Here is a 25,932-nt window from a genome sequence, read left to right as displayed (position 1 = left end):
GGTTGACCCTCCGCCGCGCCCTCAGCCATTCAGCCGGAACACCAGCGCCTTGAGATAGCCGCTTTCGGCCAGTTGCGGCAGCATCGGGTGATCCGGTCCGGCAAAACCGGTGTGGATCAACTGCGCCCGCCGCCCGCCACGGCCGATGCCGCGCGCGCTGGAGTTGCGAAACTGCGCCAGATCGGCGGCATGCGAGCAAGAGCAGAGCACCAGATAGCCGCCCGGCGCCACCAAGGGCGCGGCCAGACGCGCGATGCGCTCATAGGCGCGCAGACCGGCGTCCAGCGCCTTGCGGTTCGGCGCAAACGCTGGCGGATCGCAGACCACCAGCTCGAACTGCGCGCCCTCATTGCCCAAGGCCTCGAGCGCATCAAAGGCATCGCCCTGCCGCGTCTCGAATTGCCCCGCCATGCCCATCGCCTCGGCGCCCTGCTGCGCCAATTTCAACGCAGGCTCCGAGCCATCGACGGCCAGCGCCGAACTCGCCCCCGCCGCCAGCGCCGCCAGTCCGAAACCGCCGACATGGCTGAACATGTCCAGCACCCGCCCGCCGCGGCCCAGACGCGCGGCAAAGGCGTGGTTGTCGCGCTGGTCAAAGAACAGACCGGTTTTCTGCCCGCCCAGCACATCCGCCATATAGGTGGCGCCGTTCATCTGCACCGGCACCGGCCCTTGGGGCGCGCCGCTCAGAACCGTGGTTTCCTCGACCAGACCTTCCAACTGTCGCGCCCGTCCCGCGCCGTTCTTGACGATCACCTGCACGCCGGTCACCGCCACCAGCGCCTCTTGCAGCGCGTCGAGATGCGCCTCGGCCCAAGCCGCATTGGGCTGGATGACGGCGGTGTCGCCGAAACGGTCGATGATCACCCCCGGCAGCCCGTCCGCCTCGGCATGCACCAGCCGGTAAAACGGCGCGTCATAGAGCGTCTCGCGCATCGTCAACGCATGGGAGAGCCGCGCGGTCAGCCACGCCACGTCAATCTGCGCCTCCGGGTTACGGTCCAGCATCCGCGCGACAATCTTCGACAGCGGGTTCACCGTCACCAAGCCCATCGGCTTGCGGTCGGCATCCTCGAGCACCGCCAGCGTCCCCGGCGCCAGCGCCTGTGTGCGCCGGTCCAGCACCAGTTCATCGGCATAGACCCAAGGGAAACCATGGCGGATCGCGCGCGCCTCGGCCTTGGGGCGCAGGCGCACGGTCGGGCGGGCTCGGGTATCGGTGGTTTCGGCGGCGGTCTCGGGTGTCTCGGCGGGGGTCATGACGATAACTCTCTTTGCGTGTGGCCCTCCAGATACCGCTCTGCAGCCAGTTGCGATAGTCCAAAGCGTTAAAAAACCCCGCGCCGGATCAACCGGGGCGGGGCATTCGCGGGTTTACCCGCAGTCGGCGTCAGCCGCCACCTTCGGCCAAGGCCTTGACCTTAGGCCGAAGTTGGTGCAGCAGTGCCAACCGAATTGCTTTTGGCAGGGGCGCTGCGACCGAACAGGGCGCTGATGGAACGACCCAAAGCGCGGAACATATCGCGCATTGCTTGAGCTTGCAGGGCACGTGCCTGACGCTCGATTTCCATCATGTCCATACCGGCAACGGTTTGATGTCTATAGATCATGTCTCTCGTCCTTTCACTTGAATGGCGCAGAAAACCCTCTGTGCCGCGTTCGCAACATACCTATGCTGCGTTGCAGCAGGTTTAAAGCCCCAGCCAGGACAGAGCCGAGTTGCACCAGACGCATTGCTCGCCGCAAGCTTGAAGTGTTAGCGTTAACGCGCTATAGCGGCGGCAACCGCCCCAAGACGACCCCGTGTTGCCACTCGAACCTGCAAAGGCCCGCCATGTCCCTTGATCCCCGCATCCAATCTGTCACCCAACGGATTATCACGCGCTCAGCGACCAGCCGCGCCGCCTATCTCGCGCGTATCCAGCGCGCCGCCGATCAGGGTCCGGCGCGGGCGCATCTGTCGTGCTCGAATGCGGCGCATGCCTATGCGGCCACCGGCGCCGATAAATCTGCGCTGGCCGCGGACCGCGCGCCCAATCTCGGCATTGTCACCGCCTATAACGATATGCTCTCGGCGCATCAGCCGTTCGAGACCTACCCGCAGTTGATCCGCGAGGCGGCGCGCGCGGCGGGCGCCACGGCACAAGTCGCGGGCGGGGTTCCGGCGATGTGCGACGGGGTCACGCAGGGCCGCGCGGGGATGGAACTGTCGCTGATGTCGCGCGATGCGATTGCCTTGGCCGCGGGCGTGGCGATGTCGCATGACTGTTTTGACGCGGGGCTCTGGCTGGGCGTCTGCGACAAGATCGTCCCCGGTCTGATCATCGCCGCCGCCAGTTTCGGCCATGTGCCGGCGGTGTTTGTGCCCGCCGGGCCGATGGTCTCGGGCCTGCCCAATGACCAGAAAGCCAAGGTGCGCCAAGCCTTTGCCGCCGGGCAAGCCACCCGCGCCGAGCTGATGGAGGCCGAGATGGCCTCCTATCACGGCCCCGGCACCTGCACCTTCTACGGCACCGCCAATACCAACCAGATGCTGATGGAGTTCATGGGGCTACACCTGCCCGGCGCCGCTTTCGTCAACCCGGGCACGCCTCTGCGCGATGCGCTGACCAGCGCGGCGGTGGCGCGGGCGGCCTCTATCACCCATCTTGGCGACGACTGGCGCCCGATTGGCCATATCCTCGACGAGCGCGCCTTTGTGAACGGCATCGTCGGGCTAATGGCGACCGGCGGTTCGACCAATCTGGTGCTGCATCTGCCAGCGATGGCGCGGGCGGCGGGGATCCATCTGGATCTCGAGGATTTCGAGGATATCGCCAAGGCGGTGCCCCTGATGGCGAAAGTCTATCCCAACGGGCTGGCGGATGTGAACCATTTCCACGCCGCCGGTGGCCTCGCCTATCTGATCGGCGATCTGCTCGACGCGGGACTGTTGCACCCCGACACCGAAACCATCGTTGGCACGGGCCTCGCCCATTACGCGCAAGAGCCGAAACTCAAAGGTGGTGCGCTGACATGGGAGGACGGGCCGCGCGAGACGCTCAACGCCAAGATCCTGCGCCCCAGCCACGATCCGTTCCAGCCCCACGGCGGGCTGACGCAGCTTTCGGGCAATCTGGGGCGCGGGGTGATCAAAACCTCCGCTGTCGATCCCTCCCGCCATATCATCGAGGCCAAGGCGCGGGTGTTCAGCGATCAAGAGGCGGTGAAAACCGCGTTTCGCAACGGCGAATTCACCGAAGACACTGTTGTTGTGGTGCGCTTTCAGGGCCCGCGCGCCAATGGCATGCCCGAGTTGCACAGCCTGACGCCGGTGCTCGCGGTGCTGCAAGACCGCGGCCTCAAGGTCGCGCTGGTCACCGACGGGCGGATGTCCGGCGCCTCGGGCAAAGTGCCCGCCGCGATCCATCTCGCGCCCGAGGCCGCCGCCGGGGGTCCGATTGCCAAGTTGCGCGATGGCGATCTCATGCGGCTTGATGCCACCAATGGCACGCTCGAGGTGCTGGCCGAGGATTTCACCGCGCGCGCGGCGGAAACCATCGACTTGGAGAGCAACAACTGGGGCTGTGGGCGCGAGCTTTTCGCGCAACTGCGCGGCCATGCCACGGATGCCACCGAGGGCGCCTCGATCCTGTTCTAGGCGCGCCGCATCCCGCCCACTTTATGCGGTAAATATCCTCGGGTGGGTCCGGGCGGGTGGAAAACCCGCCCGGTCGGCTGCGGTCCGAAAACCTCCGGCGCGATGAGGGGGCATCCGCCCCCGAAGAGCGCCGCCCCCAGAGAGCGCCCTACCAATCCACCCTACCCCAACCCGCGGGTAAACCGCCGCTCCAGCCAGCGAAACCCCAGCGCGATCACCCCCGCAATCGCCATATAAATCAGCGCCAAAAGTAACAGCGGCTCGTAAATGATAAACGTATCCTGCCGCACCCGACTGGCCACCGCGTAGATCTCGATAACCGTGATCGTGGCGACCAGCGGTGTCGCTTTCAGCTGCAAAATCGCCTCACCGCCCAGCGTCGGCAGCGCCCGCGCCAGCGCCTGCGGCAGCCAGATCCGGCGCAGCACGGCGAAACGGCTGAGCCCGAATGCTCGCCCCGCCTCCAACTGCCCCTGCGGCACCGATTTGAACGCGCCGCGCATCACCTCGCCCTCATAGCCCGCATAGCTCAGGCTCAACGCCAGCAGCGCATAGGGCCAGGCCTGGCGCAGATAGGGCCAAAGCTCGGATTGCCGGATGGAGGGGAATTGCGGGAACAGGCTGCCGAGGCCGAAATAGATCAGCCAGAGTTGCAAGAGTAGCGGCGTGCCACGGATCACCGTGCAAAACCAGCGCGCGGGCAGCGCCAGAAACGCCGGCCCCGCCGCCTGCGCCAGCCCCAAAGGCACCGCCAGCGCGCCGCCGATCAACAGGGACAGCGCCAGCAGCCAAAGCGTGCGCCAGATGCCCTCAAGCCCGAGACCGGCGTAACGCGGGATCCAGTCCCAACGCATGCTGACCGCGGCCCAGATCACCACGCCCAGTGCCACCAGCAGCAGCCCGATGCGGTGTGGCGAGACCCAATCGCGGATCATGCGCGCGCCCCCGCCTGCCCGCGCCGGTAGCGCGCTTCAATCCAGCCAAATATCCGCCCCGAGACCAATGTCATGATCAGGTAAAGCGCGCCAGCAGCGAGGAAAAATGTGAAATAGGCCCGTGTCGAGCCAGCCGCCTGCCGTGTCTCTAGGGTCAGTTCTGAGAACCCGACAATTGCCAATAAAGCGGTGTCCTTGGTGGCAATCAGCCAGAGGTTCGACAGGCCCGGCAGCGCCAAAGGCAGCATTGCGGGAAAGGTGATCCGGCGGAAGGTCTGGAACGGGGTCATCCCAAAAGCCCGCGCCGCCTCGGTCTGGCCGCGCTGCACCGATTGGATCGCCCCGCGCAGCACTTCGGTGGCATAGGCGCCTTGCACGATGCCCAACACGCCGATCCCCGCCGCCAGCCCCGAAATCTCGATCGGCCGGTAACCCAGCAGGCGCAGAAACTGGTTCAACAGATCGGTGCCCGCGTAATACAATAGCAGGATCAGCACCAGTTCCGGCACCGCCCGCACCACGGTGGTATAGATCGACAGCAGATCGCGCGTCACCGGCCCGCCGCTGAGCTTGCCCAGAGCGCCGAATATCCCGATCACACAGCCAAGGGTGAATGCCCCCAGTGCGATAATCACCGAATTCAGCGCCCCGCGCAAAAGATTGCCGCCCCACCCCGGAGGCTCGAGCGACAATAATGCGGCCGAGGCTTCGAGCCCCGGCCAGGTCTGGAATAGCCAGTCGAGCAAACCTACTGGCCGTAGATCGAGGTCGCGAAATAGCGCGCGGTGATCTCGTCATAGGTGCCATCGGCCAGGATCGCGGCGATCCCGGCGTTCAGCGCCTCGCGCAACTCGTCGTCACCCTTGCGCACACCGGCGCCGACACCCGAGCCAAGGATCGATTCGTCCATCGCCACGGTGCCCTTGATCTCGCAGCAGGCGCCCGCTTCGGTGCCGAGGAAATCATCAAGCGCCAGACTATCGGCCTGCGTCGCGTCGATCCGCCCCGAGGCCAGATCCTGATTGGCCTCATCCTGCGTCTGATAGGTGCGCAACTCGCTGCCCTCTTCGAAATAGGTCTGCGCATAGGTCTGGTGGATCGTCGAGACCTGCACCCCGATCACCATACCGGACAGACCCTCGGGCGTAGCGTCCATTTCCATGTCGCGCTGGCCCACAATCACCGTCGGGGTGTTGTAATAAGGGTCCGAGAAATCAATGGTTTGCAGCCGGTCTTCGGTGATCGACATCGAAGCCATGATCGTATCGATCCGCCCCGATAGCAGCGCCGGAATGATCCCGTCCCATGCGGTCGGGGTCAACTCGCATTCCAACTCGGCGGCGGCGCAGACCGCGTCGATGATCTCGACCTCCCAGCCAACCCAATTGCCCGCCGAATCCGGCGCAGTGAAGGGCGGATAGGGCTCGGCGGCGATGCCCACGCGCACCACATCGGCCTGCGCCGACCCCACCGTCAAGGCCATCGCCGCGCAGCCCAGCATCAAGAATTTCTTCATCAGTCTCTCCTGTTGTTACGGCGCATTATCTCGCCGATTGGACACCAGCCTAAGCAGTGACCGCCAGCATTGCACCTGTTTTTGGTGCTTGTAGAAGGCCATGATCTGCGTAATTATGCAAATGTATAATTACCCGGACAGCAACTTTTCCAGATCGGAACCGCGCGATATGACCTTTGGTGCAGAAGACCGAACCCATCCCCTCAAGCGCGTGATCATGCGCGTCCCCGGTCCGGCACTGGCCAAGGCCGACCCCACCGAATGGCACTATGGGCCGCAGTTCAACCCCGAACGCGCGCAACGCCAACACGCCGAACTGGCGGAAATCGTTACCAATTCCGGCGCCGAGATCCATTGGCTGCCCTCCGACGATGACGGGCTGGCGGATGCGATGTTCGTGCAGGACACCTCTTTCGTCACCCGCGCCGGTGCAGTGGTGTTGAACATGGGTAAAGCCCTGCGCAAAGCCGAACCTGCGCTGCATCTCGACGCCTACGCGGCGCTCGGCGTGCCGGTGATCGGGCAGTTGACCGGCGATCAGCAGATCGAATCCGGTGATCTGGTGTGGATCGATCCGGTGACGCTAGCGGTCGGGCGCGGCGCGCGCAGCAACCAACAGGGGATCGAGGCGCTGCGCGATATCCTGACCCCGCATGGCATCCAAGTGGTCGCCTATGACCTGCCCTATTGGACCGGCCCTTCGGCCTGCCTGCATCTGATGTCGCTGATCTCGCCCTTGGCCCCGAAGATGGCGCTGATCCACGCGCCACTCCTGCCCTATGCTATGTGGCAGGAGTTAACCAAGCGCGGCTGGACCCTGCTGCACGCGCCCGAGGATGAATTCACCGCCTCGAACGGGCTGAGCCTGAATGTGCTGATGCTCACGCCCAAGGATGTGGTGATGGTCGATGGCTTCCCGCGCACCCGCGCGCTGATGGAGGCGCATGGCTGCCGCGTGCAGGTCTTTGAGGGCGACGCGCTCTGCATCGCGTGCGAAGGCGGGCCGACCTGCCTGACGCGCCCCGTCTTGCGCGCATGACCACGCGGCGCCGCTTTGTGCATGCGGGCGCGCAGACGCGGCGCGCAGATCTGATCGCGGCAACGCTGGACCTGATCGCCGAGGGCGGCCCGCAGGCTGCCACCGTCCGCGCGATTGCGACGCGGGCGGGGGTCACACCGGGGCTGATCCGCCATTACTTCGCCACCAAAGAGGACCTGATCGCGGCCGCGCATCAACACCTGATGAGCGGGCTAACCGAGGCCAGCGCCGAACGGCTTGAGGACCTACCCGACGATCCCTTGGCGCGGCTGAGTGTGTTTCTGGCCAATGCGGTCTCGCCGCCGGTCACCGATCCGCGCACGGTTGCGCTCTGGGCGGCCTCGATGCAACTGGTGCCGCGGGATGCGAAAATGCGCGCGGTGCACCGCGAAACCTATCTGGAGTTTCGCGACCTCTTGCAGCGGATGATCACCGAGGCATTGGCGCATAGCGGCCAGCCGGTCGAGCAGGCGCAGACCCTCGCGATTGCCGGTAACGCGCTTTTGGACGGGCTATGGATCGAAGCCGGCGCGCTGCCCGACGCCTTCACACCAGATCAGTTAAAGTCTATCGCTATCAATGCCTTCTCACGCCTTCTTAAACTCGAACTCCCTGAGGTCTAACATGAAATTCGCGGCAGTCACCCAGCAATTGGCGGGTCTGGGATCGGACAAATGGACGCTCCATAACGCAGCGCAAAAACGCATCGCGGCGGGGGAAAAGGTGATCAATCTGACGATTGGCGAGCCTGATGTCGCCACCCCTGACGCACTGATCGAGGCCGCCTGCGAGGCGATGCGCGCTGGTCGCACCGGCTATTCCAACGGACAGGGCGAAGCGCGGCTGCTGGCGGCGCTCTCGGAACGCTATACCGAGCGGCTCGGCCGTCCGATTGGCCCCGAGCGCTTCATGTGCTTGCCCGGCACCCAGACCGCGCTCTATCTGGTGCTGCATACGCTATGCGAGACGGGGACCGAGGTGATTATCGGCGATCCGATGTATGCGACCTATGAGGGGTTGATCCGCTCCTCAGGCGCGACGCCGGTGCCGGTGACCTTGCGCCCCGAGAACGGGTTCAAAATTCAGGCCAGCGATATTGAATCCTCGATAACCCCCCGGACTCGTGTGATTTTTCTCAACACCCCGCATAATCCGACCGGCGCGATCCTGCAGCAGGACGACCTGAGTGCAATCGGCGAAGTGGCGAAGAAACACGACCTCTGGATCCTCTCCGACGAGGTCTACGGCGACCTCACCCATGACCACCGCGCCTTTACCTCGGCGCTGGCCGATCCCGCCTATGAAGAGCGCACGATTGCCGCCGCTTCGATCTCGAAAAGCCACGCCGCGCCGGGGTTTCGCTCGGGCTGGATCACCGGCCCCGCGCATTTCATCGAACGCGCCCTGCCACTCTCGGAAACCATGCTTTTCGGCTCGCAACCCTTCATCGCCGATATGACCGCGCAGGCGGTGGCCGAGCCGCCTATACTGGCCCGCGAGATGGCGGCACGGATGGCAAACCGCGCGAGGATCGTCCGCGACACGCTTGATAATCAAGCGAATTTGCATGTTTCCCTCCCCGAGGCCGGGATGTTCGCGCTGATCGACATTCGGGCGATTTCCATGGACTCCCTTGATTTTGCGCTAAAACTCTTGGAAACCGCCAATGTTGCGGTTATGCCCGGAGCATCCTTTGGTGAAGCGCTTGAGGGCTGGCTGCGCTTGGCGCTCAATGCCTCGGACGCGGACACCATCGAAGCCTGCACGCGCATCCGCGCCTTTGCCGAAGAACAGAGCACATGAAGAGCGTCGCGCAAACCCTTGTAGAATGGCTGAAATCCATGGGCGTGGAGGTCGTGTTCGGGATCCCCGGCGTGCATACGATTGAGCTTTATCGCGCGCTGCCCGGCTCCGGCATTCACCACGTGACACCACGCCATGAGGGGGGCGCGGGGTTTATGGCCGATGGCTATGCGCGCGCTTCGGGGCGGTTTGGCGTGGCCTTGGTGATCACCGGTCCCGGCGTGACCAATATGCTGACGCCGATGGCACAGGCCCGCGCCGACAGCAGCCCGATGCTGGTGATCTCGGGCGTGAACCAGCGGCAGACTTTGGGCCGCGGCATGGGGCATCTGCATGAGCTGCCCGACCAGCGCGCGCTGACGCGGGTGCTGGGTCCGGCGCTGCATCTCGAGGACCCGAAGGCCCTGCCCGGTATTCTCTCGCATGCTGGCCGTGCCCTGACCACGGGGCGCGGCGGGCCGGTGCATGTGCAAATCCCCTTGGACCTGATGGACAAACCCGCCCCCGCGACCGTGCCCTTGGCCGCACCTGCGCCCTCACTGCCGGACCCGGCCAAAGCGCTTGGCCGTATCCGCATGGCGAAAGCGCCGGTGATCCTTGCCGGTGGCGGCTGCCGCAAAGCCGGTGCCGAATTGCAGGCGCTGGCCGAGGCGATGGGCGCGCCGGTGGTGTTGACCGCCAATGCACGTGGCCTCATGCATAACCACCCGCTGGCGGTGCCGGCCAGCGCCAGCCTGCCGCCGGTGCGCGCGCTGATTGACGGCGCCGATCTGGTGCTGGTGGCGGGGTCGGAATTGGGCCCGACGGATTATGATGTCTACGGCACCGGCAGCTTTGAAATCCCGCATCAAAGCCTGATCCGCATTGATATCGACGGCGCGCAACTCGCCCGCCATAGCGCGGCGCTGACCCTACAGGCGGATGTCGCAGCGATCCTGCCGAAACTGGCGCCGCCGCGACCTGTGGCCGATGGCGCCGCGCGTGCGGCAAAGACCCGCACTGCCGCTTTTGCCGAATTGGACGCGCCCTATCAATCCGATATCCGCCTGTTGGAAGCGCTGCGGGATCGGGTGCCGAATGCGATCATGGTCGGCGATTCGACGCAGATTATCTATGCCGGAAACCTCTATTACAGCCATGACGCACCGGGTGGTTGGTTCAACGCCGCCACCGGTTACGGCGCGCTGGGGTTCGCCACCGGTGCCGCCATTGGTGCCGCATTTGCCGCGCCCGACCGGCGGGTGATCTGCTTGACCGGAGATGGCGGGCTGATGTTCCATCCCGGCGAATTGCGCACCGCGCGCGACGAGGATCTCGATATCACTTTCGTCGTCTTCAACAACCACGGCTACGGCGAGATCGCGCAATCGATGCTGGATGCGGGCGCCGAGGTGCTGGGCTGCACGCCGACACCGCCGGATATGGAGGCGCTGGCCAAGGCCTCGGGGCTGCGGTTCGATATCTGCTCGGATTCGGAACTGCCGGAGCTGATCGCCAGCGGCAAAGGTCCGCGGTTGATTGAGGTAGAACGTCCGAGGGTGGTGGATTTCGGGTAGCGTGACGGGCGCCAAAATGTCAGACATTAAAACGTCTGTCGTTTGGCGAAATCCCCGATCTTGTAGCGCCACTTATCAGACCCACAGAATAAAACACCCCGAAGCATGCGCTTCGGGGTGTTTTATTGTCAGATATCCACAGATCGCTTACGAGGCGTTCTGCGCCTTGCTATCGGTATAGATCAACAGCGGCCGTGCACCCGAGGTCACCGCCTCTTCATTGACCACAACCTCTTCGATATTCTCGAGCCCCGGCAGGTCGAACATCGTGTCGAGCAGGATGTCCTCCATGATCGAGCGCAGCCCGCGTGCACCGGTCTTGCGCAGAATGGCACGGCGCGAGATTGCGCGCAGCGCATCCTCGGTGAAGCTGAGCTCGGCGCCCTCGATCTCGAACAGACGCTGGTACTGTTTGACCAGCGCGTTCTTCGGTTCGCTCAGGATCGTGACCAGAGCGTCCTCATCAAGATCGGTGAGCGTCGCGATCACCGGCAGACGGCCAACAAACTCGGGGATCAGGCCGAACTTCAGCAGATCCTCGGGCTCCAACTCGGTCAGCGATTCCCCGATCGTGCGCTGGGTGTCGTCCTTGACGTCCGCGCCGAACCCGATCGCCGAACCCTTGTTGCGCATCGCGATGATCTTTTCGAGACCGGCAAAAGCGCCGCCGCAGATGAACAGGATGTTGGTGGTGTCCACCTGCAGGAATTCCTGCTGCGGATGCTTGCGCCCGCCCTGAGGCGGCACCGAGGCAACCGTGCCTTCCATCAGCTTGAGGAGTGCTTGCTGCACCCCCTCGCCCGAGACATCGCGGGTGATCGACGGGTTGTCGGACTTGCGGGTGATCTTGTCGACTTCGTCAATATAGACGATGCCGCGCTGCGCCCGCTCGACGTTATATTCCGAGGCTTGCAGCAGCTTGAGGATGATATTCTCGACATCCTCGCCGACATAGCCCGCTTCGGTCAGGGTTGTGGCATCGGCCATGGTGAAGGGCACGTCCAAAATCCGCGCCAGCGTCTGCGCCAGCAATGTCTTGCCGCAGCCGGTGGGGCCGATCAACAGGATGTTGGATTTTGACAGTTCCACCTCGCCGGATTTGCCATCCGCCGCCGAGAAATTCAGCCGTTTATAGTGGTTGTGCACCGCCACCGAGAGCACCCGTTTGGCGCGCTCTTGCCCGATCACATAATCGTCCAGCACCTTGCAGATATCTGCCGGTGTCGGCACCCCATCCGTCGCCTTGAAACCGGAGCCTTTGGTTTCCTCGCGGATGATGTCCATGCAAAGTTCAACGCATTCATCACAAATGAAAACGGTTGGACCCGCGATCAGCTTTCGAACCTCATGCTGGCTTTTGCCGCAGAAGGAACAATACAACGTGTTTTTGCTGTCATTGCCAGTTGTGTTGGCCATTAGACACCTCGTGCTCGCGTTCGGTTCGGGCCTTCTCACGGGCCTTTGGTGCAAAGGTTAGGCTAGCATGAAAGCGAGGACAATGCCAAATCGCCGCGCCCCGCTCATGTGCCACCTCAGCTCTCAGCGGTTTCGTCCTTGCCACGGCTTTCGACGATCTCGTCGATCAAACCCCAGTCTTTGGCGGCTTCGGCGGTCATGAAGTTATCCCGCTCGAGCGCTGCCTCGACTTTCTTGAGGGTCTGGCCGGTGTGTTTGACGTAGATATTGTTCAGCCGGTCGCGCAATTCGAGGATCTCGCGGGCGTGGATCGAAATATCCGTCGCCTGCCCCTGGAACCCGCCCGAGGGCTGGTGGACCATGATCCGGCTGTTGGGCAGCGAGAACCGCATGCCCTTTTCGCCTGCCGCCAGCAACAGCGAGCCCATCGAGGCCGCCTGCCCGACGACCAGCGTCGAAATCTTCGGTTTGATATACTGCATGGTGTCGTAGATCGACATCCCCGCCGTCACCACGCCACCGGGCGAGTTGATATACATGGAGATTTCTTTCGACGGGTTCTCCGCCTCAAGATGCAGAAGCTGCGCGACAATCAGGCTTGCCATGCCGTCGTGGACCGGGCCGGTGACAAAAATGATCCGCTCTTTGAGCAAGCGGGAAAAGATGTCATAGGCACGCTCACCCCGGCTGGTTTGTTCGACAACCATCGGGACAAGGTTCATGTAGGTTTCAATGGGATCTTGCATCGCTCGGGCCTTATGTTCTCGCGGGTGGTCCCACGCTAGGTGTAAATCCTTGCCCCAGACTTAGCCCGCCGGTCAGACCCCTGCAAGGGCGCGGCGCGCAGGTTTTTTCCGACGCGGGGTCATCGCGGCCATTCCGGCCATATTTTTGCCTCTGCAACCGGCTGGACTTTCGCCTTTAGAACGATTTGACTGGTCCCGAGGAGCCTCCCTGCAAAGGGAGCGGGAGAGATAGCCATGACCAGCCAACCCGCCACCGACCTGTCGCCTGCGGTCTCGGATGAGATCCGCCAGACCACCTGCTATATGTGCGCCTGCCGCTGCGGCATCAACGTGCATATGAAGGGCGACGAGGTCGCCTATATCGAGGGCAACCGCGACCATCCGGTCAACAAAGGCGTGCTGTGCGCCAAGGGCTCGGCGGGGATCATGCAGCACCTGAGCCCGGCGCGATTGCGGGCGCCGTTGCGCCGCGTGGGGCCGCGTGGGTCGGGGGAATTTGAAGAAATTTCATGGGAAGAGGCGCTGGAGCAAGCGGTCTCATGGCTCAAACCCCTGCGCGAGGAAGCACCTGAAAAGCTGGCGTTTTTCACCGGCCGCGATCAATCCCAAAGCCTCACCGGCTGGTGGGCGCAGGCTTACGGCACGCCCAATTACGCCGCCCACGGCGGGTTTTGCAGCGTCAATATGGCGGCGGGCGGTATCTATACCATGGGCGGCGCGTTTTGGGAGTTCGGCCAGCCTGATTGGGAGCGCACCAAGCTGTTCATGCTGTTTGGCGTCGCCGAGGATCATGACAGCAACCCGATCAAAATGGGCATCGGTCGCCTGAAAGCCCGCGGCGCGCGGGTGATCGCGGTCAATCCGGTGCGCACCGGCTATAATGCGGTGGCCGACGATTGGCTCGGCGTCACCCCGGGCACCGACGGGTTGTTGATACTGGCGATCGTGCATGAGTTGTTTCGCGCTGGTAAAATCGACCTCGATTATCTGACCCGCTACACCAATGCCGCCTATCTGGTGCGCGGCGATGAGGGACCGGAAAAGGGATTATTCCTGCGCGATGACACCGGCACGCCAATGGTTCTGGACCGGCGCAGCGGCGCCCCCGTGGCGTGGGATGCCGAGGGGGTCGATCCGGCCCCCGCCGCCGAGCACGCGGGCCATAAGACCGTGCTGCGCCTGATGGCCGAGCGCTATCTTGACCCCTCTTATGCCCCCGACGCCGTCGCCGAGCGCTGCGGCATTCCCGCCGATACCATCCGCGCGGTGGCCGCCGAGATCGCCCGCGTGGCCTTTGAAGAGGAAATCACCCTAAACCAGCCATGGACAGACTTTCGCGGGCAGCGTCATGAGACCATGACCGGCCGCCCGGTCAGCTTCCATGCGATGCGCGGGATCAGCGCCCATTCTAACGGCTTCCAGACCGCGCGCGCCCTGCATATGCTGCAAATCCTGCTCGGCTCGGTCGAGGTGCCCGGCGGTTACCGTTTCAAACCGCCCTACCCCAAACCGCCCGAGGCGCATCCCAAACCCCACGCCGGCGTAACCCCCGGCAAACCGCTTGATGGCCCGCATCTGGGCTATCCGATGGGGCCCGAAGACCTGCTGATCAACGATGATGGCAGCGCCAAACGCATCGACAAGGCCTTCACTTGGGAGAACCCGCTCTCCGCGCATGGCATGATGCATATGGTGATCTCCAATGCCCATGCCGGTGATCCCTATAAGATCGACACGCTGTTTCTCTATATGGCGAATATGGCGTGGAACTCGACGATGAACACCTCCGAGGTGATGCGCATGCTCACCGACACGGATGAAAACGGCGACTATGTGATCCCGAATATCCTCTATTCCGATGCCTATTCCTCGGAAATGGTGGCCTACGCCGATCTGATCCTGCCCGACACCACCTATCTTGAGCGCCATGATTGCATCAGCCTGCTAGATCGCCCGATTGGCGAGCCGGACAGTATGAATGACGCGATCCGCTGGCCGGTGGTCACGCCCGACCGGGATGTGCGCGGGTTTCAGTCGGTGCTCTTGGACCTCGGCGCGCGCCTCGGCCTGCCCGGCATGGTCAATGAGGACGGCAGCGCAAAATTCGCCGATTACGCCGACTATATCACCAACCACCAACGCCGCCCCGGGGTCGGACCGCTGGCCGGCTGGCGCGGCGATGGCACGGGCGCGGGACGCGGGGCACCGAATCCTGCGCAATTGCAGCGCTATATCGACAACGGCGGGTTTTTCTCGGCGCATATCCCCGAAGAGGCGCAATTCTTCAAACCGTGGAACGCCGCCTATCAGGAGTGGGCGGTCGAGCGCGGGATTTATGACGCGCCCGCGCCCTATATCTTTAACCTTTATCTCGAGCCGCTGCGCAAATTCCAGCGCGCCGCCGAAGGTTACGGTGAGCGCCAACCGCCCGAGCATCTACGCAGGCGGATCAAGGACACGCTCGACCCGCTGCCGATCTGGTATCCGCCGCTGACCGACGAGCAGGATGAGGCAGAATACCCCCTGCACGCGCTGACCCAGCGCCCCGCGGCGATGTATCATTCCTGGGGCAGCCAGAACGCGTGGTTGCGACAAATCCACGGCCTCAACCCGCTCTATGTCTCGGGCAAGATCTGGCGCGATCACGGGTTTGCCGATGGCGACTGGGCCTATCTCACCTCACCCAACGGGCGCATCAAACTCCCCGTCGCGCGGATGGAAGCGCTCAATGATCACACCGTCTGGACATGGAACGCGATCGGCAAAAGACGCGGCGCTTGGGCGCTGGAGAACGACGCGCCCGAGGCTGAAAAAGGCTTCCTGCTCAACCATTTGATCAGCGAACTTCATCCCGAGAAAGGCGATGGGTTACGCTGGAGCAACTCCGATCCCGTCACCGGTCAGGCGGCGTGGTTCGACCTGCGCGTGCGCATCGAGAAAGCCCCCGCCCATGGCCCCTCGGAACCCGCGCATCCGCCGCAAGCCTCACCGGTGGGCAGCGGTCCCGAAACCGTCGCTTTGCAAACTTCCCACAGATCGGGGGCATAGATCATGCGGCTTCATCTTGCCAAAAATACTCAACTCTTCGCCCGCTATCCTCGCCGCGCCGAGGCCCTCCTATGACCGCCCTGCCACAATCGACCGAGCGCAAGCTCGGCCTTGTCATCGACCTTGATACCTGCGTCGGCTGCCACGCCTGTGTGGTCTCCTGCAAAGGCTGGAACACCGAGAATTACGGCGCGCCGCTCTCCGATACGGATGCTTACGGCGCCGACCCCGAGGGCACATTTCTTAACCGTATTCACAGCTACGAAGTGGTGCCGGCGGATGCAGCCCCGATGGTGGTGCATTTCCCCAAATCCTGCCTGCATTGCGAGGATGCGCCCTGTGTCACCGTCTGCCCCACCGGCGCCAGTTTCAAGCGCGTCGAGGACGGGATCGTCTTGGTCAACGAGCAGGATTGCATCGGCTGCGGGCTCTGCGCCTGGGCCTGTCCTTATGGCGCGCGCGAGATGGATGCGCTGGCGGGTGTGATGAAGAAATGCACGCTCTGTGTGGACCGGATTTACAACGAGAACCTGCCCGAGGAAGACCGCGTGCCCAGTTGCGTGCGCACATGCCCCGCCGGCGCGCGGCATTTCGGCGACCTCGGCGATGAGAGCAGCGCGGTCTCGCAATTGGTCGCCGAACGCGGCGGATTTGACCTGATGCCCGAGCAAGGCACCAGACCGGTCAACAAATACCTGCCGCCGCGCAACCGCGACGCGCTGGCGGCGAAGGGCGCGCCCGCGATGGCGGCGGACCCATCCACCGACGGTCTGGACGGCTTTCTGGGCTGGATCGACCGCACATTGTCGAGGTTCTGATGCATCCCGCCCCCTCTATCATCGCGTTTTCGGTGCTCTCGGGTCTCGGGCTTGGCCTCTTGGCCTTTCTCGGGCTGGGCGTGGCGATGCCGACCGGCTGGGCGGCGTTTTTCTGGTTCGGGTTGGGCTATGCGTTAATCCTGATCGGGTTGGCGGCTTCGGCCTTTCACCTTGGCCGTCCCGAACGCGCGCTCAAAGCCTTCAGCCAATGGCGCACCAGTTGGCTCTCGCGGGAGGCGGTGCTGGCAGTGGCGGCACTTTTGTTCATCGCGCCGCATGCCGCGGGGCTGGTGTTCTTCGGCCAGCCTTTGGTCGGATTTGGCGTGATCGGCGGCGTGCTTTGCCTGCAGACCGTGCTGGCGACGGCGATGATCTACGCGCAACTGCGCAGCATACCCCGTTGGAATCATTGGTCGGGTCCGGCGGTCTTTATCCTTGCGGCGCTGACCGGTGGCGCGCTGCTCACCGGCATGGTGATGGCCGCGCAATTGCTGCTGGCGTGGCTGGCGCTGACACTGGTGGCGAACTGGCTGCTGGGCGACCGGCAGTTTGTCAAAAGCGGCACGACGCTCGGCAGCGCCACCGGACTGGGTGCGCGCGGTGCGGTGCGGCAGTTCGAGCCACCGCATACGGGGCAGAATTATCTGCTGCGCGAGATGGTCTATGTGGTCGGGCGCAAACACGCGCTGGTGCTGCGGGTGTTAACCTTGGTGCTGGCCTGCCTCGTGCCGTCGCTCATGCTGTGGATCGCACCGATGTCGATCACCGCGCTGGTCGCCGCGACGGTGATCCATACGCTGGGCATGTTCACCGCACGCTGGCTGTTTTTCGCACAGGCCGAACATGTCGTCGGCCTGTACTACGGCGCGCATCAATCTGCCTGAGCGTTCAGCGCCCCTCGAATTTCGCGGGGCGCTTTTCAAGAAATGCCATCACGCCCTCAAGGAAATCGCGGCTCTTGCCGACCTCACCTTGCAGCTGCGCCTCGACATCCAGTTGGGTTTCCAGATCGTTCACCAGACTGCCGCGCAGCGCCTTTTTGATCGCGCCGTAAGCCAGTGTCGGGCCACTGGCCAGTTGCTCGGCCCGCGCGCGCCATTCCGCGTCAAATTTGTCGTCGGGGATCGAGGCCCAGATCAGACCTTGCTCGACCGCCTCATCGGCGGTCACCTTATCGGCAAACAGCGCCTGCCCCATGGCGCGGGCAAAACCGACCAGACGCGGCAGCCAATAGGTGCCGCCGGCGTCGGGGATCAGCCCGATGCGCGAGAAGGCCTGCAGGAACACCGCCGATTGCGTGGCAATCACCACATCTGCCGCCAGCGCCAGATTGGCCCCCGCGCCTGCCGCGGCGCCGTTCACCGCCGCGATCACCGGCACCGGACAGTCATAGATCGCGCGCAGCATCGGCTCGTATTCCTCGCGCAATATCCGCCCCAGATCGAGGTCATTAACCGAAGCGCCATCGCCCAGATCCTGGCCCGAGCAAAACGCCCGCCCCTCGCCAGTGAGCACCAGCACCCGCATCCGCTGGCCCAGATCACGCACCGCGGCGGTGATCTCGGCGCGCATCTGCGTGTTGAGCGCGTTCATCAGGGTTGGCCTGTTCATCACGATCAGGCCAATGCCGTTGTCTTCGGTCACCGTGAGGGTGGTGTAAATCATCGTTAATTCCTTCGCGCCGCATGGGTGTTGCGCGCAGCTTACCTGCCGGTCACCCGCTCCGCCTAGGGACAACCTCGCGTCACATGGGAATTCTCACGTGAAAAGGTCACTCGTCGAGCAATTGCGCCAGTCGCGCCTCTTCGGCTTCGCTCAGCGGCTCCTCGGTCACCCGCCGCCGCCGCAGGCTGATCACGGCGACCAAAAGACCGGTCAGCAGGAGCGCCGGACCGGCCAGCCAGAGCAGTAGATTGGTGCCAGTGATGCGCGGATTGAGCAGGATGAACTCGCCGTAGCGATCGACCATATACTGGATCGCCTCGGCGTTGCTGTCGCCCGCGACCAGCCGTTCGCGCACCATCAGGCGGATATCGCGGGCAATCTCGGCGTTGGAATCGTCGACGCTTTCGTTGCGGCAGACCACGCAGCGCAGATCGGCGGTGATCACCCGCGCCCGCGCCTCAAGCGCCGGATCGTCAAGGATTTCATCGGGTTGCACGGCGAAAACCGGCGTCGCGATGAGCAGGAGGATAACGAGGAGCGCGCGCATCATCTCACTCCGCCGGTGTCGCATTGGCAGGCGCTTTGCGGGCACCGGCGGCAACGCGGTAGCGCCGGTCGGTGAGCGAGATCAACCCGCCCAGAGCCATGATGATCGCCCCGCCCCAGAGCCAATTGGCAAAGGGTTTGATATAGGTGCGCAGCGCCCAGCCGCCGCCGTCCTGCGGATCGCCCAAGGCGAGATAAAGGTCGCGGGTGAACCCGTAGTCAATCGCCGCCTCGGTGGTCGGCATGCCCGCCGCCGGATAGACGCGCTTTTCGGGGTTCAACTGCGCGACCAAAGCGCCGTCGCGGTGTATATCGACGTAAGCCATCGAGGTGACGTAATTCGGCCCCTGCTCACGGCGCACATCGGTCAGGGTGATCGTATAGCCGCCATGCTCGAAGCTCTGGCCGATGGTGGCGACGCGGATATCCTCGGTCGCCCAGCCCATCATGGCCGCGACCGCAAAAATGGTGATGCCCAGTCCGCCATGGGCCAGCGCCTTGCCCCAATCGGCGCGCGGCAGCCGTGCAATCCGGCGCAGACGCGCGGTCACACCATTGCGCCCGCCACGCATCCACAGATCCTTGAGCGTGCCCGCAACCAGCCAGACACCCAGCGCCAAGCCAATCGGCGCCAGCATCGAGCCGCCGGTTTGCAGCACCCATGTCAGTGCGCCGAGGCTGATCGCCAACAGCGCCACGCCCCACATGCTGCGCAGCGCGCGGCGCAGGTTGCCGCGTTTCCACGGCAGGATTGCGCCCACCGGCAGGATCACCGCCAAAGCAACCATGAACGGGGTAAAGGCGGCGTTAAAGAACGGCGGCCCGACCGAGAGCACCCGCCCGAAGGCCAGTTCCGAAACCAAGGGCCACATGGTGCCGACAAAGACCACAAAAGACGACACTGCCAGCAGCACATTGTTGAGCACCAGCGCGGATTCGCGGCTGATCAGGCCAAAGACGCCCTTGGCCTCAAGCGCCGCGCCGCGCAGGGCGAAGAGGGTTAATGCGCCACCGGTGAAGAAGGCAAAGATCGCCAGAATATAAACCCCGCGCTCGGGATCGCTGGCGAAGGCATGCACCGATGTGATCACGCCTGAGCGCACGATGAAGGTGCCCATCAGCGAGAAGCCGAAGCCGAGGATCGCCAGCAGAATGGTCCAGGCTTTGAGCGACTCGCGCTTTTCCACCACAATCGCGGAATGCAAGAGCGCGGTGGCAAAGAGCCACGGCATGAAACTGGCGTTCTCGACCGGATCCCAGAACCAGAAGCCGCCCCAGCCGAGCTCGTAATACGCCCACCATGAGCCCAAAGCGATGCCGATGGTCAGGAACACCCAAGCCGCCAGCGTCCATGGGCGCACCCAGCGGCCCCATGCGGCGTCAACTTTGCCTTCGATCAAGGCGGCGACGGCAAAGCTGAACGCCATGCTGAGACCAACATAGCCGAGATAGAGAAACGGCGGATGGAACGCGAGGCCGGGGTCTTGCAGCAACGGGTTTAGATCGGTGCCGTCAAAGGGCGGGAAGGCGCTGCGCAAAAACGGGTTCGAGGTCAGCAGCATGAAGGACAGGAAAGCGGCGCCAATCGAGCCCTGCACCGCCAACACGCGGGCTTGCAGGCTGACCGGCAGATTGCCACCGAACCACGCGGCACAAGCACCGAACAGCGCCACAATCAGCACCCAAAGCAGCAGCGAGCCCTCATGGTTGCCCCAAACGCCCGAGATTTTATAGAGCATCGGCTTGAGCGTATGCGAATTATTGACCACCAGTGCGACCGAGAAATCCGAGGTCACAAAGGCATAGGTCAGCGCGCCAAAGGACAGCGCGATCAGCACAAATTGCAGGCTTGCCAATGGGTTGGCGGCGGCCATCCAGTCGGCCCAGCCCTTTTGCGCACCGACCAGCGGCACAATAGTTTGCACGATCGACACCGCAAAGGCGAGGATAAGGGCGTAATGTCCGAGTTCTATAATCATAGAGCCGATATACCGCGAACACGGCGCCGCGCAAAGCACATCTGCACCACCAGCCTGCGACCAGAGGGCGCGGGGGCCGGTGGTTTTGGCGTGACTGGCTGGGGGCGTGACGCGGGCGCAGCACCCCCTGCGACGGGTTGACGCCATGGTGTCGCGGTGAATTGCCATTTCCCCCCGCGCAGGGCAAAATCCGCCTCATTAACGCCCGAAAACCACGACCGAACCGATCACAGGAGACCGCCCGCATGCTCAGCGACCTGCTCCAACGCAACCAAGCGTGGTCCGCCAAGCGAAAATCGGATGAGCCGGATTACTTCAGCCGTTTGTCGGCGCTGCAAGACCCTGAGTTTTTCTGGATCGGTTGTTCGGACAGTCGGGTGCCGGCGAATGTCGTTGCGGGGCTTGATCCCGGTGAGGTCTTTGTTCACCGCAATGTCGCCAATCTGATCCATTCGGCGGATATGAATATGCTCTCGGCGCTGGAATTTGCCGTGCATGCGCTGGATGTGCGCGAGATCATCGTCTGCGGGCATTGTGGCTGCGGCGGGGTCAAGGCGGCGACCGAGGAAATGTCGCAAACGCTGGCCGATCACTGGCTCGAGCCGATTCGCCGCCTCGCCCGCATCAATGCCGCGGAACTGGCGCAGGCGGCAGACCCTGAGGCGCGGCGCGACCGACTGGCGGAACTCAATGTCATCGAGGGCGTGCGCCGCGTGGCCGAAACGCCGATCCTGCAGCGCGCGTGGCAAGACGGAAATAGGGTTAAAATCCACGGGCTGATCTACGGTCTCAAGGACGGGCTGCTGCGCGATCTGGGTTGCACCATTGGCCCGTCGCATATCTCAGAGACGGCAGACGCCTAAAGCCTCAGGCGCACAGGTGCCTGCCGAAATCATGGTTAAGGACAACAGACGATGAAAATTGCATATACCATGGCGCCGGGGCGCGGCGATACCGACAGGCTGCTGTTTCGCGTTGCCGAAGCGCTGGTGGCGAAAGGCTACCGCGCTTGTGGCACCGTGCAGATCAACACCGAGCGCGAGGTCAATGACCCCTGCGATATGGATGTCAAAGTGCTGCCGCAAGGCACCGTGCTGCGCATTTCGCAAGATCTCGGGCCACATGCACGCGGCTGTCGGTTGGATGCCGACGCGCTGGAAACTGCTGTTGGTCTGGTCGCGGCAACGCTAAATGAGGGCGCGGATTTCGTCATCATCAATAAATTCGGCAAACATGAGGCCGAGGGCCGCGGGTTTCGCGATGTGATCGCCGAGGCGCTGGCCTTGGAGATTCCGGTTCTGGTCGGCACCAACGGGTTGAATGTTGATGCCTTCCAAGAGTTTACCGATGGCTATGCACAAGAAATCGCGCCCGAGTTTGACAGTATCGAGGCCTGGTTGACTGCGATGATCAAGGCCAACAAGGACGCCGCCTGACCCGCTGATACTTCGCGCGCGCGGCCTCGCGATAAGCCGAGCGCGCGACCTCGCCGCCACACCACCGCAAGACCTGCCCGCCCTGCCGAGGCGGGTCTTGGCAATTGCCCGCAGGATCGCTACAAGCGCCCTGCATTTCTTGGCGTTTGCGCGCGTATCGGGGCCAGCCCCATACGCCAGTGGAGCGCCGCGCATATCCAAATGACCACGCAAACAGCAGACCGGCGACGCGCCGGGCGGCAGACGGAACGCCTCATGATTTCTATCGACGCATATATCCGGCAATGGACCGGCAACATTCGCCCCGATCTTCTCTCGGGACTGGTTGTGGCGCTCGCCCTGATCCCCGAGGCGATTGCCTTCTCGCTGATCGCCGGGGTTGACCCCAAGGTCGGCCTCTACGCCAGTTTCTCGATTGCGGTGATCACCGCGATCACCGGCGGGCGGCCGGGGATGATCTCGGCGGCGACGGCGGCAACTGCCGTGCTGATGGTCACCTTGGTGCGCGATCACGGGCTGGAATACCTGCTGGCGGCGACCGTGCTGGCCGGATTGTTGCAGATCGGCGCCGGGCTACTGCGGCTGGGTTTTGTGATGCGCTACGTGTCGAAATCGGTGATGACCGGCTTTGTCAACGCGCTGGCGATCCTGATTTTCATGGCGCAATTGCCCGAACTCGACCCGCGCAGCGTCACTTGGCTGACCTATGTGATGGTCGCCGGTGGCTTGGCGATTATCTATCTGTTTCCACGCATTACCAAGGCGATCCCCTCACCCTTGGTCACCATTATCGTGCTGACGACGCTGACTTGGGCGATGGGGCTGGATGTGCGCAACGTCGGCGATATGGGCGCCCTGCCCGACACGCTGCCGGTGTTCCTGATCCCTGATATTCCGTTCAACCTTGAGACCTTGATGATCATCCTGCCCTATTCGGTGGCGGTGGCGGTGGTTGGGTTGTTGGAAAGCCTGATGACCCAGACGTTGATCGACGATCTGACCGACACCACCTCGAACCGCGATCAGGAGTGCATTGGCCAAGGTCTGGCGAACACCGCCACCGGCTTTATCGGCGGTATGGCGGGCTGTGCGATGATCGGCCAGTCAATGATCAACGTGAAATCCGGCGGTCGCGGGCGGCTCTCGTCCTTTGTGGCGGGCGTGTTCCTGTTGATCCTCGTCGTCGGTCTCGGCGATCTGGTCAGCATCATCCCGATGCCCGCGCTGGTGGCGATCATGATCATGGTCTCGATCGGCACCTTCAGCTGGTCGAGCCTGCGCGATCTGCGCAGCCACCCGCGCTCAAGTTCCGTGGTGATGTTGGCGACCGTGGCGACCGTGGTCTACACCCATAACCTCGCGATTGGGGTGCTGGTGGGCGTGCTTTTGTCGGGGATTTTCTTTGCCGCCAAGATCGCGCAATTGTTCCGCATCACCAGTGACATCAGCGCCGATGGTCGCGTGCGCACCTACCGCGTTGAGGGCCAGATGTTCTATGGCTCGGTCGAGGATTTCATGAAAGCCTTTGACTTCAAAGAGGCGCCCGAGCGGGTTATCATCGATGTGAGCCGCGCGCATATCTGGGATATTTCCTCGATTCAGGCGCTGGATATGGCGGTGCTGAAATTCCGCCGTGACGGCGCAGAGGTGGAGATTGTCGGCATGAACGAGGCCTCTGAAACGCTGGTTGACCGGCTGGCAACACATGACAAACCCGGCGCAATGGACAAATTGTTGGCGCATTGAGGAGGCCGAAATGAGCAGCAAAATCATCGCCTTGGTGGATGGCTCCATCTATTCGAAAAGCGTTTGCGAACATGCCGCTTGGGTCGCCGCGCGCAGCGGTTGGTCTGTGGAGTTGATGCATGTCTTGGGCCGCGGTGACGGCTCGGAGAAAAGCGATCTCTCGGGCTCGATTGCCCTTGGCGCGCGCTCGGCACTGCTGAGCGAACTGGCCGAGCTGGACGCGCAGCGCGCCAAACTGGTCACCCACCGTGGCCGCGCGATCCTTGAGGACGCGCGGGCAATTCTGGACGCGGCGGGGGTTGATGAGATCACCACCCGCCTGCGCCACGGCGACATTGTCGACACGGTGCATGAACAAGAGGCCGGCGCCGAGATGGTGCTGATCGGCAAGCGCGGCGAGGCGGCGGATTTCGCCAAGGGCCATCTCGGCTCGAACCTAGAGCGCATCGTCCGCTCCAGCCGCAAGCCGGTGTTCGTGGCCTCGCGCGCCTTCCGCCCGATCACCCGTGTGCTTCTGGCCTTTGACGGCGGGCCGTCGTCGATCCGCGCGGTCTCTTATCTCGCCGGTTCGCCGCTCTATGCCGGTCTGACGGTGCAGGTTGTCACCGTCGGCAGCCCCTCGGCGGCGGTGACCAAAGGGTTGGAGGACGCCCGCGCCATGCTGGTCGCGGCAGGCATCGAGGCCGACACCAAAGTGGTCAGCGGCACGCCGGATAAAGCGCTCGGCGATCTGGTCGATGAGGCCGGTTTCGACATGCTGGTGATGGGCGCCTACGGCCACAGCCGCATCCGCAGCCTGATCATCGGCTCGACCACCACCGAGATGGTTCGCTCGTGCAAAGTGCCGGTTCTACTGGTGCGCTAAAGCGCGGTTCAGCTGCGGATCGCCCCCTCGATGGGGGCGGTTCCGCGGCTATCCGAAAACACGCTGTCTTCGACAAAGCCCTCAGCCAAGCCGAGGTGCTGCGTCAGTATCGCTTTGAACAGGCTCTCGCAGGTGTTCAAAGGCGCCACATCGCGCGCCTCATAGAGCGCCCGCGCGCTCAGGCCGGGCCACTCGCCGAGGATTTGCCCGCCCGCCACTGCGCCGCCCGCCAGCATCACCAAGCCGCCAGTGCCGTGATCGGTGCCGCGGCTGCCATTCTCCGCCGCGGTGCGCCCGAACTCCGAGGCCACCATCACCACGGTGTCGCCCCATGCCGCACCCAATCCATGGCGCAGATCGACAATCCCCTGCGCCAGTTCGGCCAGCAGCGCATTCAACCGCCCCTGCTGCATGTGATGCGTATCCCAACCCTGCATCTCCATCGCGGCAATCCGCGGCCCCTCGGGGGCGGCCAGCAATTCCGCCGCAACCTGCGCGGAAATGGCGAAATCACGCTGCGCCAGGGGGCGTTCCATCATGGTTAACGCGGTTGCGGGCTGCACCGCCGCTTGTGCCGCGCTGAAGGCCTGCGCGAACAGCGGATCGTTTTGATAAAGCTGCCCCATGCGGAACAGGAAATCATCGTCGACTTCCGGCAATGGCGAGACCGCAAAGGTGCGAATACCCGCCACCCCCTGCATCAGCAGCGGCACCGAGGGCCCCAGCGCCAAGCCGAGCCGCCGGTCACCGCCGTTCAACCCAAGGATCGCCCGATTGAGCCATCCGTCGCGCGCGCCAAAGGGCCGCCCGCTGCCATTCTCCAACATGTTCTGCCCGTCGAAATGCGACCGCTCGCGGTAGCGCGTGGCGGCCGCAGGGATCAGTGCCAATTCGCCCGCTTGATACAACGGCATCAGCCCCGAGAGCGCCGCGTTGAGGCCAAAATAGCCGTCGAGCCCGACAACCTGATCCCCCGCCAGTGCCAGCGTCGGACGCAGCCGCCGATACTCCGCATCGGCATAGGGCGCCAGCGCGTGCAATCCGTCTAACCCGCCGCGCAAGAAGATGAAGACAAAGCGTTTTTCACCTTGGGTCTGGGCGAATACCGCGCCGCTGCGGTGCAGGGCGGCGATCACGCCAGCGCCCGAGAGTTGCAGGAAGATGCGCCGGTTCAGCAT

The 25,932-nt window shown here is 63.6% G+C and carries 23 protein-coding genes; 12 read left to right on the top strand and 11 right to left on the bottom strand.

Translation table 11 applies throughout. The features are described from left to right. Positions 1 to 21: 21 nt before the first annotated feature. Positions 22 to 1,260, bottom strand: coding sequence for an RSP_2647 family RNA methyltransferase (locus DDE20_RS10345; RefSeq protein WP_116558429.1), 1,239 nt, complete (start codon positions 1,258 to 1,260; stop codon positions 22 to 24). A gap of 161 nt (positions 1,261 to 1,421) precedes the next feature. Beyond that, positions 1,422 to 1,610 carry an RSP_7527 family protein gene (locus tag DDE20_RS10340; RefSeq protein ID WP_116558428.1) on the bottom strand — a complete coding sequence of 63 codons (189 nt, stop codon included), beginning with the start codon at positions 1,608 to 1,610 and terminating at the stop codon, positions 1,422 to 1,424. 224 nt (positions 1,611 to 1,834) lie between these two features. On the opposite strand from DDE20_RS10340, the gene edd reads away from it, so the two are divergent. Continuing rightward, the gene (gene edd, locus DDE20_RS10335; protein ID WP_116558427.1) at positions 1,835 to 3,640 is read left to right on the top strand and encodes a phosphogluconate dehydratase; all 1,806 of its coding nucleotides are present in this window, start codon (positions 1,835 to 1,837) and stop codon (positions 3,638 to 3,640) included. Positions 3,641 to 3,801: 161 nt separating this feature from the next. On the opposite strand, the gene DDE20_RS10330 is transcribed toward edd, so the two are convergent. From DDE20_RS10330 to DDE20_RS10320, 3 genes are read right to left on the bottom strand one after another with little or no spacing between them, the layout of a single operon-like run. Then, positions 3,802 to 4,575, bottom strand: a complete 774-nt coding sequence (locus tag DDE20_RS10330) for an ABC transporter permease (protein ID WP_116558426.1) — start codon at positions 4,573 to 4,575, stop codon at positions 3,802 to 3,804. Next, positions 4,572 to 5,321, bottom strand: coding sequence for an ABC transporter permease (locus DDE20_RS10325; protein ID WP_116558425.1), 750 nt, complete (start codon positions 5,319 to 5,321; stop codon positions 4,572 to 4,574). The genes DDE20_RS10330 and DDE20_RS10325 overlap by 4 nt, the downstream gene beginning before the upstream one ends. A 2-nt stretch (positions 5,322 to 5,323) precedes the next feature. Continuing rightward, a complete protein-coding gene (locus DDE20_RS10320) occupies positions 5,324 to 6,091 on the bottom strand; it encodes a transporter substrate-binding domain-containing protein (RefSeq protein ID WP_116558424.1) in 768 nt (255 codons plus the stop codon). Positions 6,092 to 6,260: 169 nt separating this feature from the next. On the opposite strand from DDE20_RS10320, the gene DDE20_RS10315 reads away from it, so the two are divergent. Genes DDE20_RS10315 through DDE20_RS10300 form a run of 4 tightly spaced genes read left to right on the top strand, consistent with a single transcriptional unit; the run spans position 6,261 to position 10,489 of the window. After that, positions 6,261 to 7,130 carry a dimethylarginine dimethylaminohydrolase family protein gene (locus DDE20_RS10315; protein WP_116558702.1) on the top strand — a complete coding sequence of 290 codons (870 nt, stop codon included), beginning with the start codon at positions 6,261 to 6,263 and terminating at the stop codon, positions 7,128 to 7,130. After that, positions 7,127 to 7,753: a TetR/AcrR family transcriptional regulator gene (locus tag DDE20_RS10310; protein WP_116558423.1), complete on the top strand. Its 627-nt coding sequence runs from the start codon at positions 7,127 to 7,129 to the stop codon at positions 7,751 to 7,753. The genes DDE20_RS10315 and DDE20_RS10310 overlap by 4 nt, the downstream gene beginning before the upstream one ends. A gap of 1 nt (position 7,754) precedes the next feature. Next, positions 7,755 to 8,933, top strand: a complete 1,179-nt coding sequence (locus tag DDE20_RS10305; protein WP_116558422.1) for a pyridoxal phosphate-dependent aminotransferase — start codon at positions 7,755 to 7,757, stop codon at positions 8,931 to 8,933. Further along, positions 8,930 to 10,489 carry a 5-guanidino-2-oxopentanoate decarboxylase gene (locus DDE20_RS10300; protein WP_116558421.1) on the top strand — a complete coding sequence of 520 codons (1,560 nt, stop codon included), beginning with the start codon at positions 8,930 to 8,932 and terminating at the stop codon, positions 10,487 to 10,489. The genes DDE20_RS10305 and DDE20_RS10300 overlap by 4 nt, the downstream gene beginning before the upstream one ends. A 147-nt stretch (positions 10,490 to 10,636) precedes the next feature. On the opposite strand, the gene clpX is transcribed toward DDE20_RS10300, so the two are convergent. Both clpX and clpP read right to left on the bottom strand, forming a co-directional pair. Then, positions 10,637 to 11,905 (bottom strand): ATP-dependent Clp protease ATP-binding subunit ClpX, encoded by a 1,269-nt coding sequence (clpX, locus tag DDE20_RS10295; protein ID WP_116558420.1) that lies wholly within the window; start codon positions 11,903 to 11,905, stop codon positions 10,637 to 10,639. A gap of 116 nt (positions 11,906 to 12,021) precedes the next feature. Then, complete coding sequence (clpP, locus tag DDE20_RS10290; protein ID WP_116558419.1) at positions 12,022 to 12,651, bottom strand: ATP-dependent Clp endopeptidase proteolytic subunit ClpP; 630 nt, start codon at positions 12,649 to 12,651, stop codon at positions 12,022 to 12,024. Positions 12,652 to 12,885: 234 nt separating this feature from the next. Here clpP and DDE20_RS10285 point away from each other — a divergent pair, with 234 nt between their 5' ends. The 3 genes from DDE20_RS10285 (at position 12,886) to DDE20_RS10275 (ending at position 17,401) form a co-directional block, all read left to right on the top strand. Further along, the gene (locus DDE20_RS10285; RefSeq protein ID WP_116558418.1) at positions 12,886 to 15,699 is read left to right on the top strand and encodes a molybdopterin oxidoreductase family protein; all 2,814 of its coding nucleotides are present in this window, start codon (positions 12,886 to 12,888) and stop codon (positions 15,697 to 15,699) included. Between the two features lie 71 nt (positions 15,700 to 15,770). Next, positions 15,771 to 16,517 carry a 4Fe-4S dicluster domain-containing protein gene (locus DDE20_RS10280; protein WP_116558417.1) on the top strand — a complete coding sequence of 249 codons (747 nt, stop codon included), beginning with the start codon at positions 15,771 to 15,773 and terminating at the stop codon, positions 16,515 to 16,517. Beyond that, entirely contained in the window at positions 16,517 to 17,401 is an 885-nt protein-coding gene (locus DDE20_RS10275) for a dimethyl sulfoxide reductase anchor subunit family protein (RefSeq protein ID WP_116558416.1), read from the top strand. Before DDE20_RS10280 ends, DDE20_RS10275 begins: the two co-directional genes overlap by 1 nt. A gap of 4 nt (positions 17,402 to 17,405) precedes the next feature. Here DDE20_RS10275 and DDE20_RS10270 read toward each other — a convergent pair whose 3' ends face one another. From DDE20_RS10270 to DDE20_RS10260, 3 genes are all read right to left on the bottom strand, one after another. Beyond that, on the bottom strand, positions 17,406 to 18,182 hold the full coding sequence (locus DDE20_RS10270; protein ID WP_116558415.1) for an enoyl-CoA hydratase-related protein: 777 nt from the start codon (positions 18,180 to 18,182) through the stop codon (positions 17,406 to 17,408). 106 nt (positions 18,183 to 18,288) lie between these two features. Further along, on the bottom strand, positions 18,289 to 18,732 hold the full coding sequence (locus DDE20_RS10265; RefSeq protein WP_165814486.1) for a cytochrome c-type biogenesis protein: 444 nt from the start codon (positions 18,730 to 18,732) through the stop codon (positions 18,289 to 18,291). Position 18,733: 1 nt separating this feature from the next. Beyond that, positions 18,734 to 20,707: a heme lyase CcmF/NrfE family subunit gene (locus DDE20_RS10260; RefSeq protein WP_116558414.1), complete on the bottom strand. Its 1,974-nt coding sequence runs from the start codon at positions 20,705 to 20,707 to the stop codon at positions 18,734 to 18,736. Between the two features lie 245 nt (positions 20,708 to 20,952). On the opposite strand from DDE20_RS10260, the gene DDE20_RS10255 reads away from it, so the two are divergent. From DDE20_RS10255 to DDE20_RS10240, 4 genes are all read left to right on the top strand, one after another. After that, positions 20,953 to 21,570 (top strand): carbonic anhydrase, encoded by a 618-nt coding sequence (locus DDE20_RS10255; protein ID WP_116558413.1) that lies wholly within the window; start codon positions 20,953 to 20,955, stop codon positions 21,568 to 21,570. Between the two features lie 51 nt (positions 21,571 to 21,621). Continuing rightward, entirely contained in the window at positions 21,622 to 22,143 is a 522-nt protein-coding gene (locus tag DDE20_RS10250; protein ID WP_116558412.1) for a DUF2478 domain-containing protein, read from the top strand. A 255-nt stretch (positions 22,144 to 22,398) separates the two neighbouring features. Next, positions 22,399 to 23,889 carry a SulP family inorganic anion transporter gene (locus tag DDE20_RS10245; protein WP_116558411.1) on the top strand — a complete coding sequence of 497 codons (1,491 nt, stop codon included), beginning with the start codon at positions 22,399 to 22,401 and terminating at the stop codon, positions 23,887 to 23,889. A gap of 10 nt (positions 23,890 to 23,899) precedes the next feature. Further along, the gene (locus DDE20_RS10240) at positions 23,900 to 24,754 is read left to right on the top strand and encodes a universal stress protein (RefSeq protein ID WP_116558410.1); all 855 of its coding nucleotides are present in this window, start codon (positions 23,900 to 23,902) and stop codon (positions 24,752 to 24,754) included. A gap of 8 nt (positions 24,755 to 24,762) precedes the next feature. Here the strand turns inward: DDE20_RS10240 and DDE20_RS10235 are convergent, their stop codons facing one another. Next, positions 24,763 to 25,932, bottom strand: coding sequence for a DUF1501 domain-containing protein (locus DDE20_RS10235; protein WP_116558409.1), 1,170 nt, complete (start codon positions 25,930 to 25,932; stop codon positions 24,763 to 24,765).

The sequence above is a fragment of the Pararhodobacter oceanensis genome, assembly GCF_003076755.1.
Classification (GTDB): domain Bacteria; phylum Pseudomonadota; class Alphaproteobacteria; order Rhodobacterales; family Rhodobacteraceae; genus Pararhodobacter; species Pararhodobacter oceanensis.
The sequence above is the reverse complement of the archived record's forward strand: the minus strand, read 5'-3'. Positions and strand labels throughout refer to the sequence as shown.

What these genes read in the sequence shown, in the direction of transcription:
- DDE20_RS10330 (WP_116558426.1), bottom strand. Translation starts at nt 4,575, where the DNA reads ATGATCCGCGATTGGGTCTCGCCACACCGCATCGGGCTGCTGCTGGTG.
- DDE20_RS10270 (WP_116558415.1), bottom strand. Translation starts at nt 18,182, where the DNA reads ATGATTTACACCACCCTCACGGTGACCGAAGACAACGGCATTGGCCTG.
- clpX (WP_116558420.1), bottom strand. Translation starts at nt 11,905, where the DNA reads ATGGCCAACACAACTGGCAATGACAGCAAAAACACGTTGTATTGTTCC.
- DDE20_RS10345 (WP_116558429.1), bottom strand. Translation starts at nt 1,260, where the DNA reads ATGACCCCCGCCGAGACACCCGAGACCGCCGCCGAAACCACCGATACC.
- DDE20_RS10260 (WP_116558414.1), bottom strand. Translation starts at nt 20,707, where the DNA reads ATGATTATAGAACTCGGACATTACGCCCTTATCCTCGCCTTTGCGGTG.
- DDE20_RS10255 (WP_116558413.1), top strand. Translation starts at nt 20,953, where the DNA reads ATGCTCAGCGACCTGCTCCAACGCAACCAAGCGTGGTCCGCCAAGCGA.
- edd (WP_116558427.1), top strand. Translation starts at nt 1,835, where the DNA reads ATGTCCCTTGATCCCCGCATCCAATCTGTCACCCAACGGATTATCACG.
- DDE20_RS10275 (WP_116558416.1), top strand. Translation starts at nt 16,517, where the DNA reads ATGCATCCCGCCCCCTCTATCATCGCGTTTTCGGTGCTCTCGGGTCTC.
- DDE20_RS10320 (WP_116558424.1), bottom strand. Translation starts at nt 6,091, where the DNA reads ATGAAGAAATTCTTGATGCTGGGCTGCGCGGCGATGGCCTTGACGGTG.
- clpP (WP_116558419.1), bottom strand. Translation starts at nt 12,651, where the DNA reads ATGCAAGATCCCATTGAAACCTACATGAACCTTGTCCCGATGGTTGTC.
- DDE20_RS10305 (WP_116558422.1), top strand. Translation starts at nt 7,755, where the DNA reads ATGAAATTCGCGGCAGTCACCCAGCAATTGGCGGGTCTGGGATCGGAC.
- DDE20_RS10300 (WP_116558421.1), top strand. Translation starts at nt 8,930, where the DNA reads ATGAAGAGCGTCGCGCAAACCCTTGTAGAATGGCTGAAATCCATGGGC.
- DDE20_RS10265 (WP_165814486.1), bottom strand. Translation starts at nt 18,732, where the DNA reads ATGATGCGCGCGCTCCTCGTTATCCTCCTGCTCATCGCGACGCCGGTT.
- DDE20_RS10245 (WP_116558411.1), top strand. Translation starts at nt 22,399, where the DNA reads ATGATTTCTATCGACGCATATATCCGGCAATGGACCGGCAACATTCGC.
- DDE20_RS10250 (WP_116558412.1), top strand. Translation starts at nt 21,622, where the DNA reads ATGAAAATTGCATATACCATGGCGCCGGGGCGCGGCGATACCGACAGG.
- DDE20_RS10235 (WP_116558409.1), bottom strand. Translation starts at nt 25,932, where the DNA reads ATGCTGAACCGGCGCATCTTCCTGCAACTCTCGGGCGCTGGCGTGATC.
- DDE20_RS10340 (WP_116558428.1), bottom strand. Translation starts at nt 1,610, where the DNA reads ATGATCTATAGACATCAAACCGTTGCCGGTATGGACATGATGGAAATC.
- DDE20_RS10285 (WP_116558418.1), top strand. Translation starts at nt 12,886, where the DNA reads ATGACCAGCCAACCCGCCACCGACCTGTCGCCTGCGGTCTCGGATGAG.
- DDE20_RS10310 (WP_116558423.1), top strand. Translation starts at nt 7,127, where the DNA reads ATGACCACGCGGCGCCGCTTTGTGCATGCGGGCGCGCAGACGCGGCGC.
- DDE20_RS10240 (WP_116558410.1), top strand. Translation starts at nt 23,900, where the DNA reads ATGAGCAGCAAAATCATCGCCTTGGTGGATGGCTCCATCTATTCGAAA.
- DDE20_RS10280 (WP_116558417.1), top strand. Translation starts at nt 15,771, where the DNA reads ATGACCGCCCTGCCACAATCGACCGAGCGCAAGCTCGGCCTTGTCATC.
- DDE20_RS10315 (WP_116558702.1), top strand. Translation starts at nt 6,261, where the DNA reads ATGACCTTTGGTGCAGAAGACCGAACCCATCCCCTCAAGCGCGTGATC.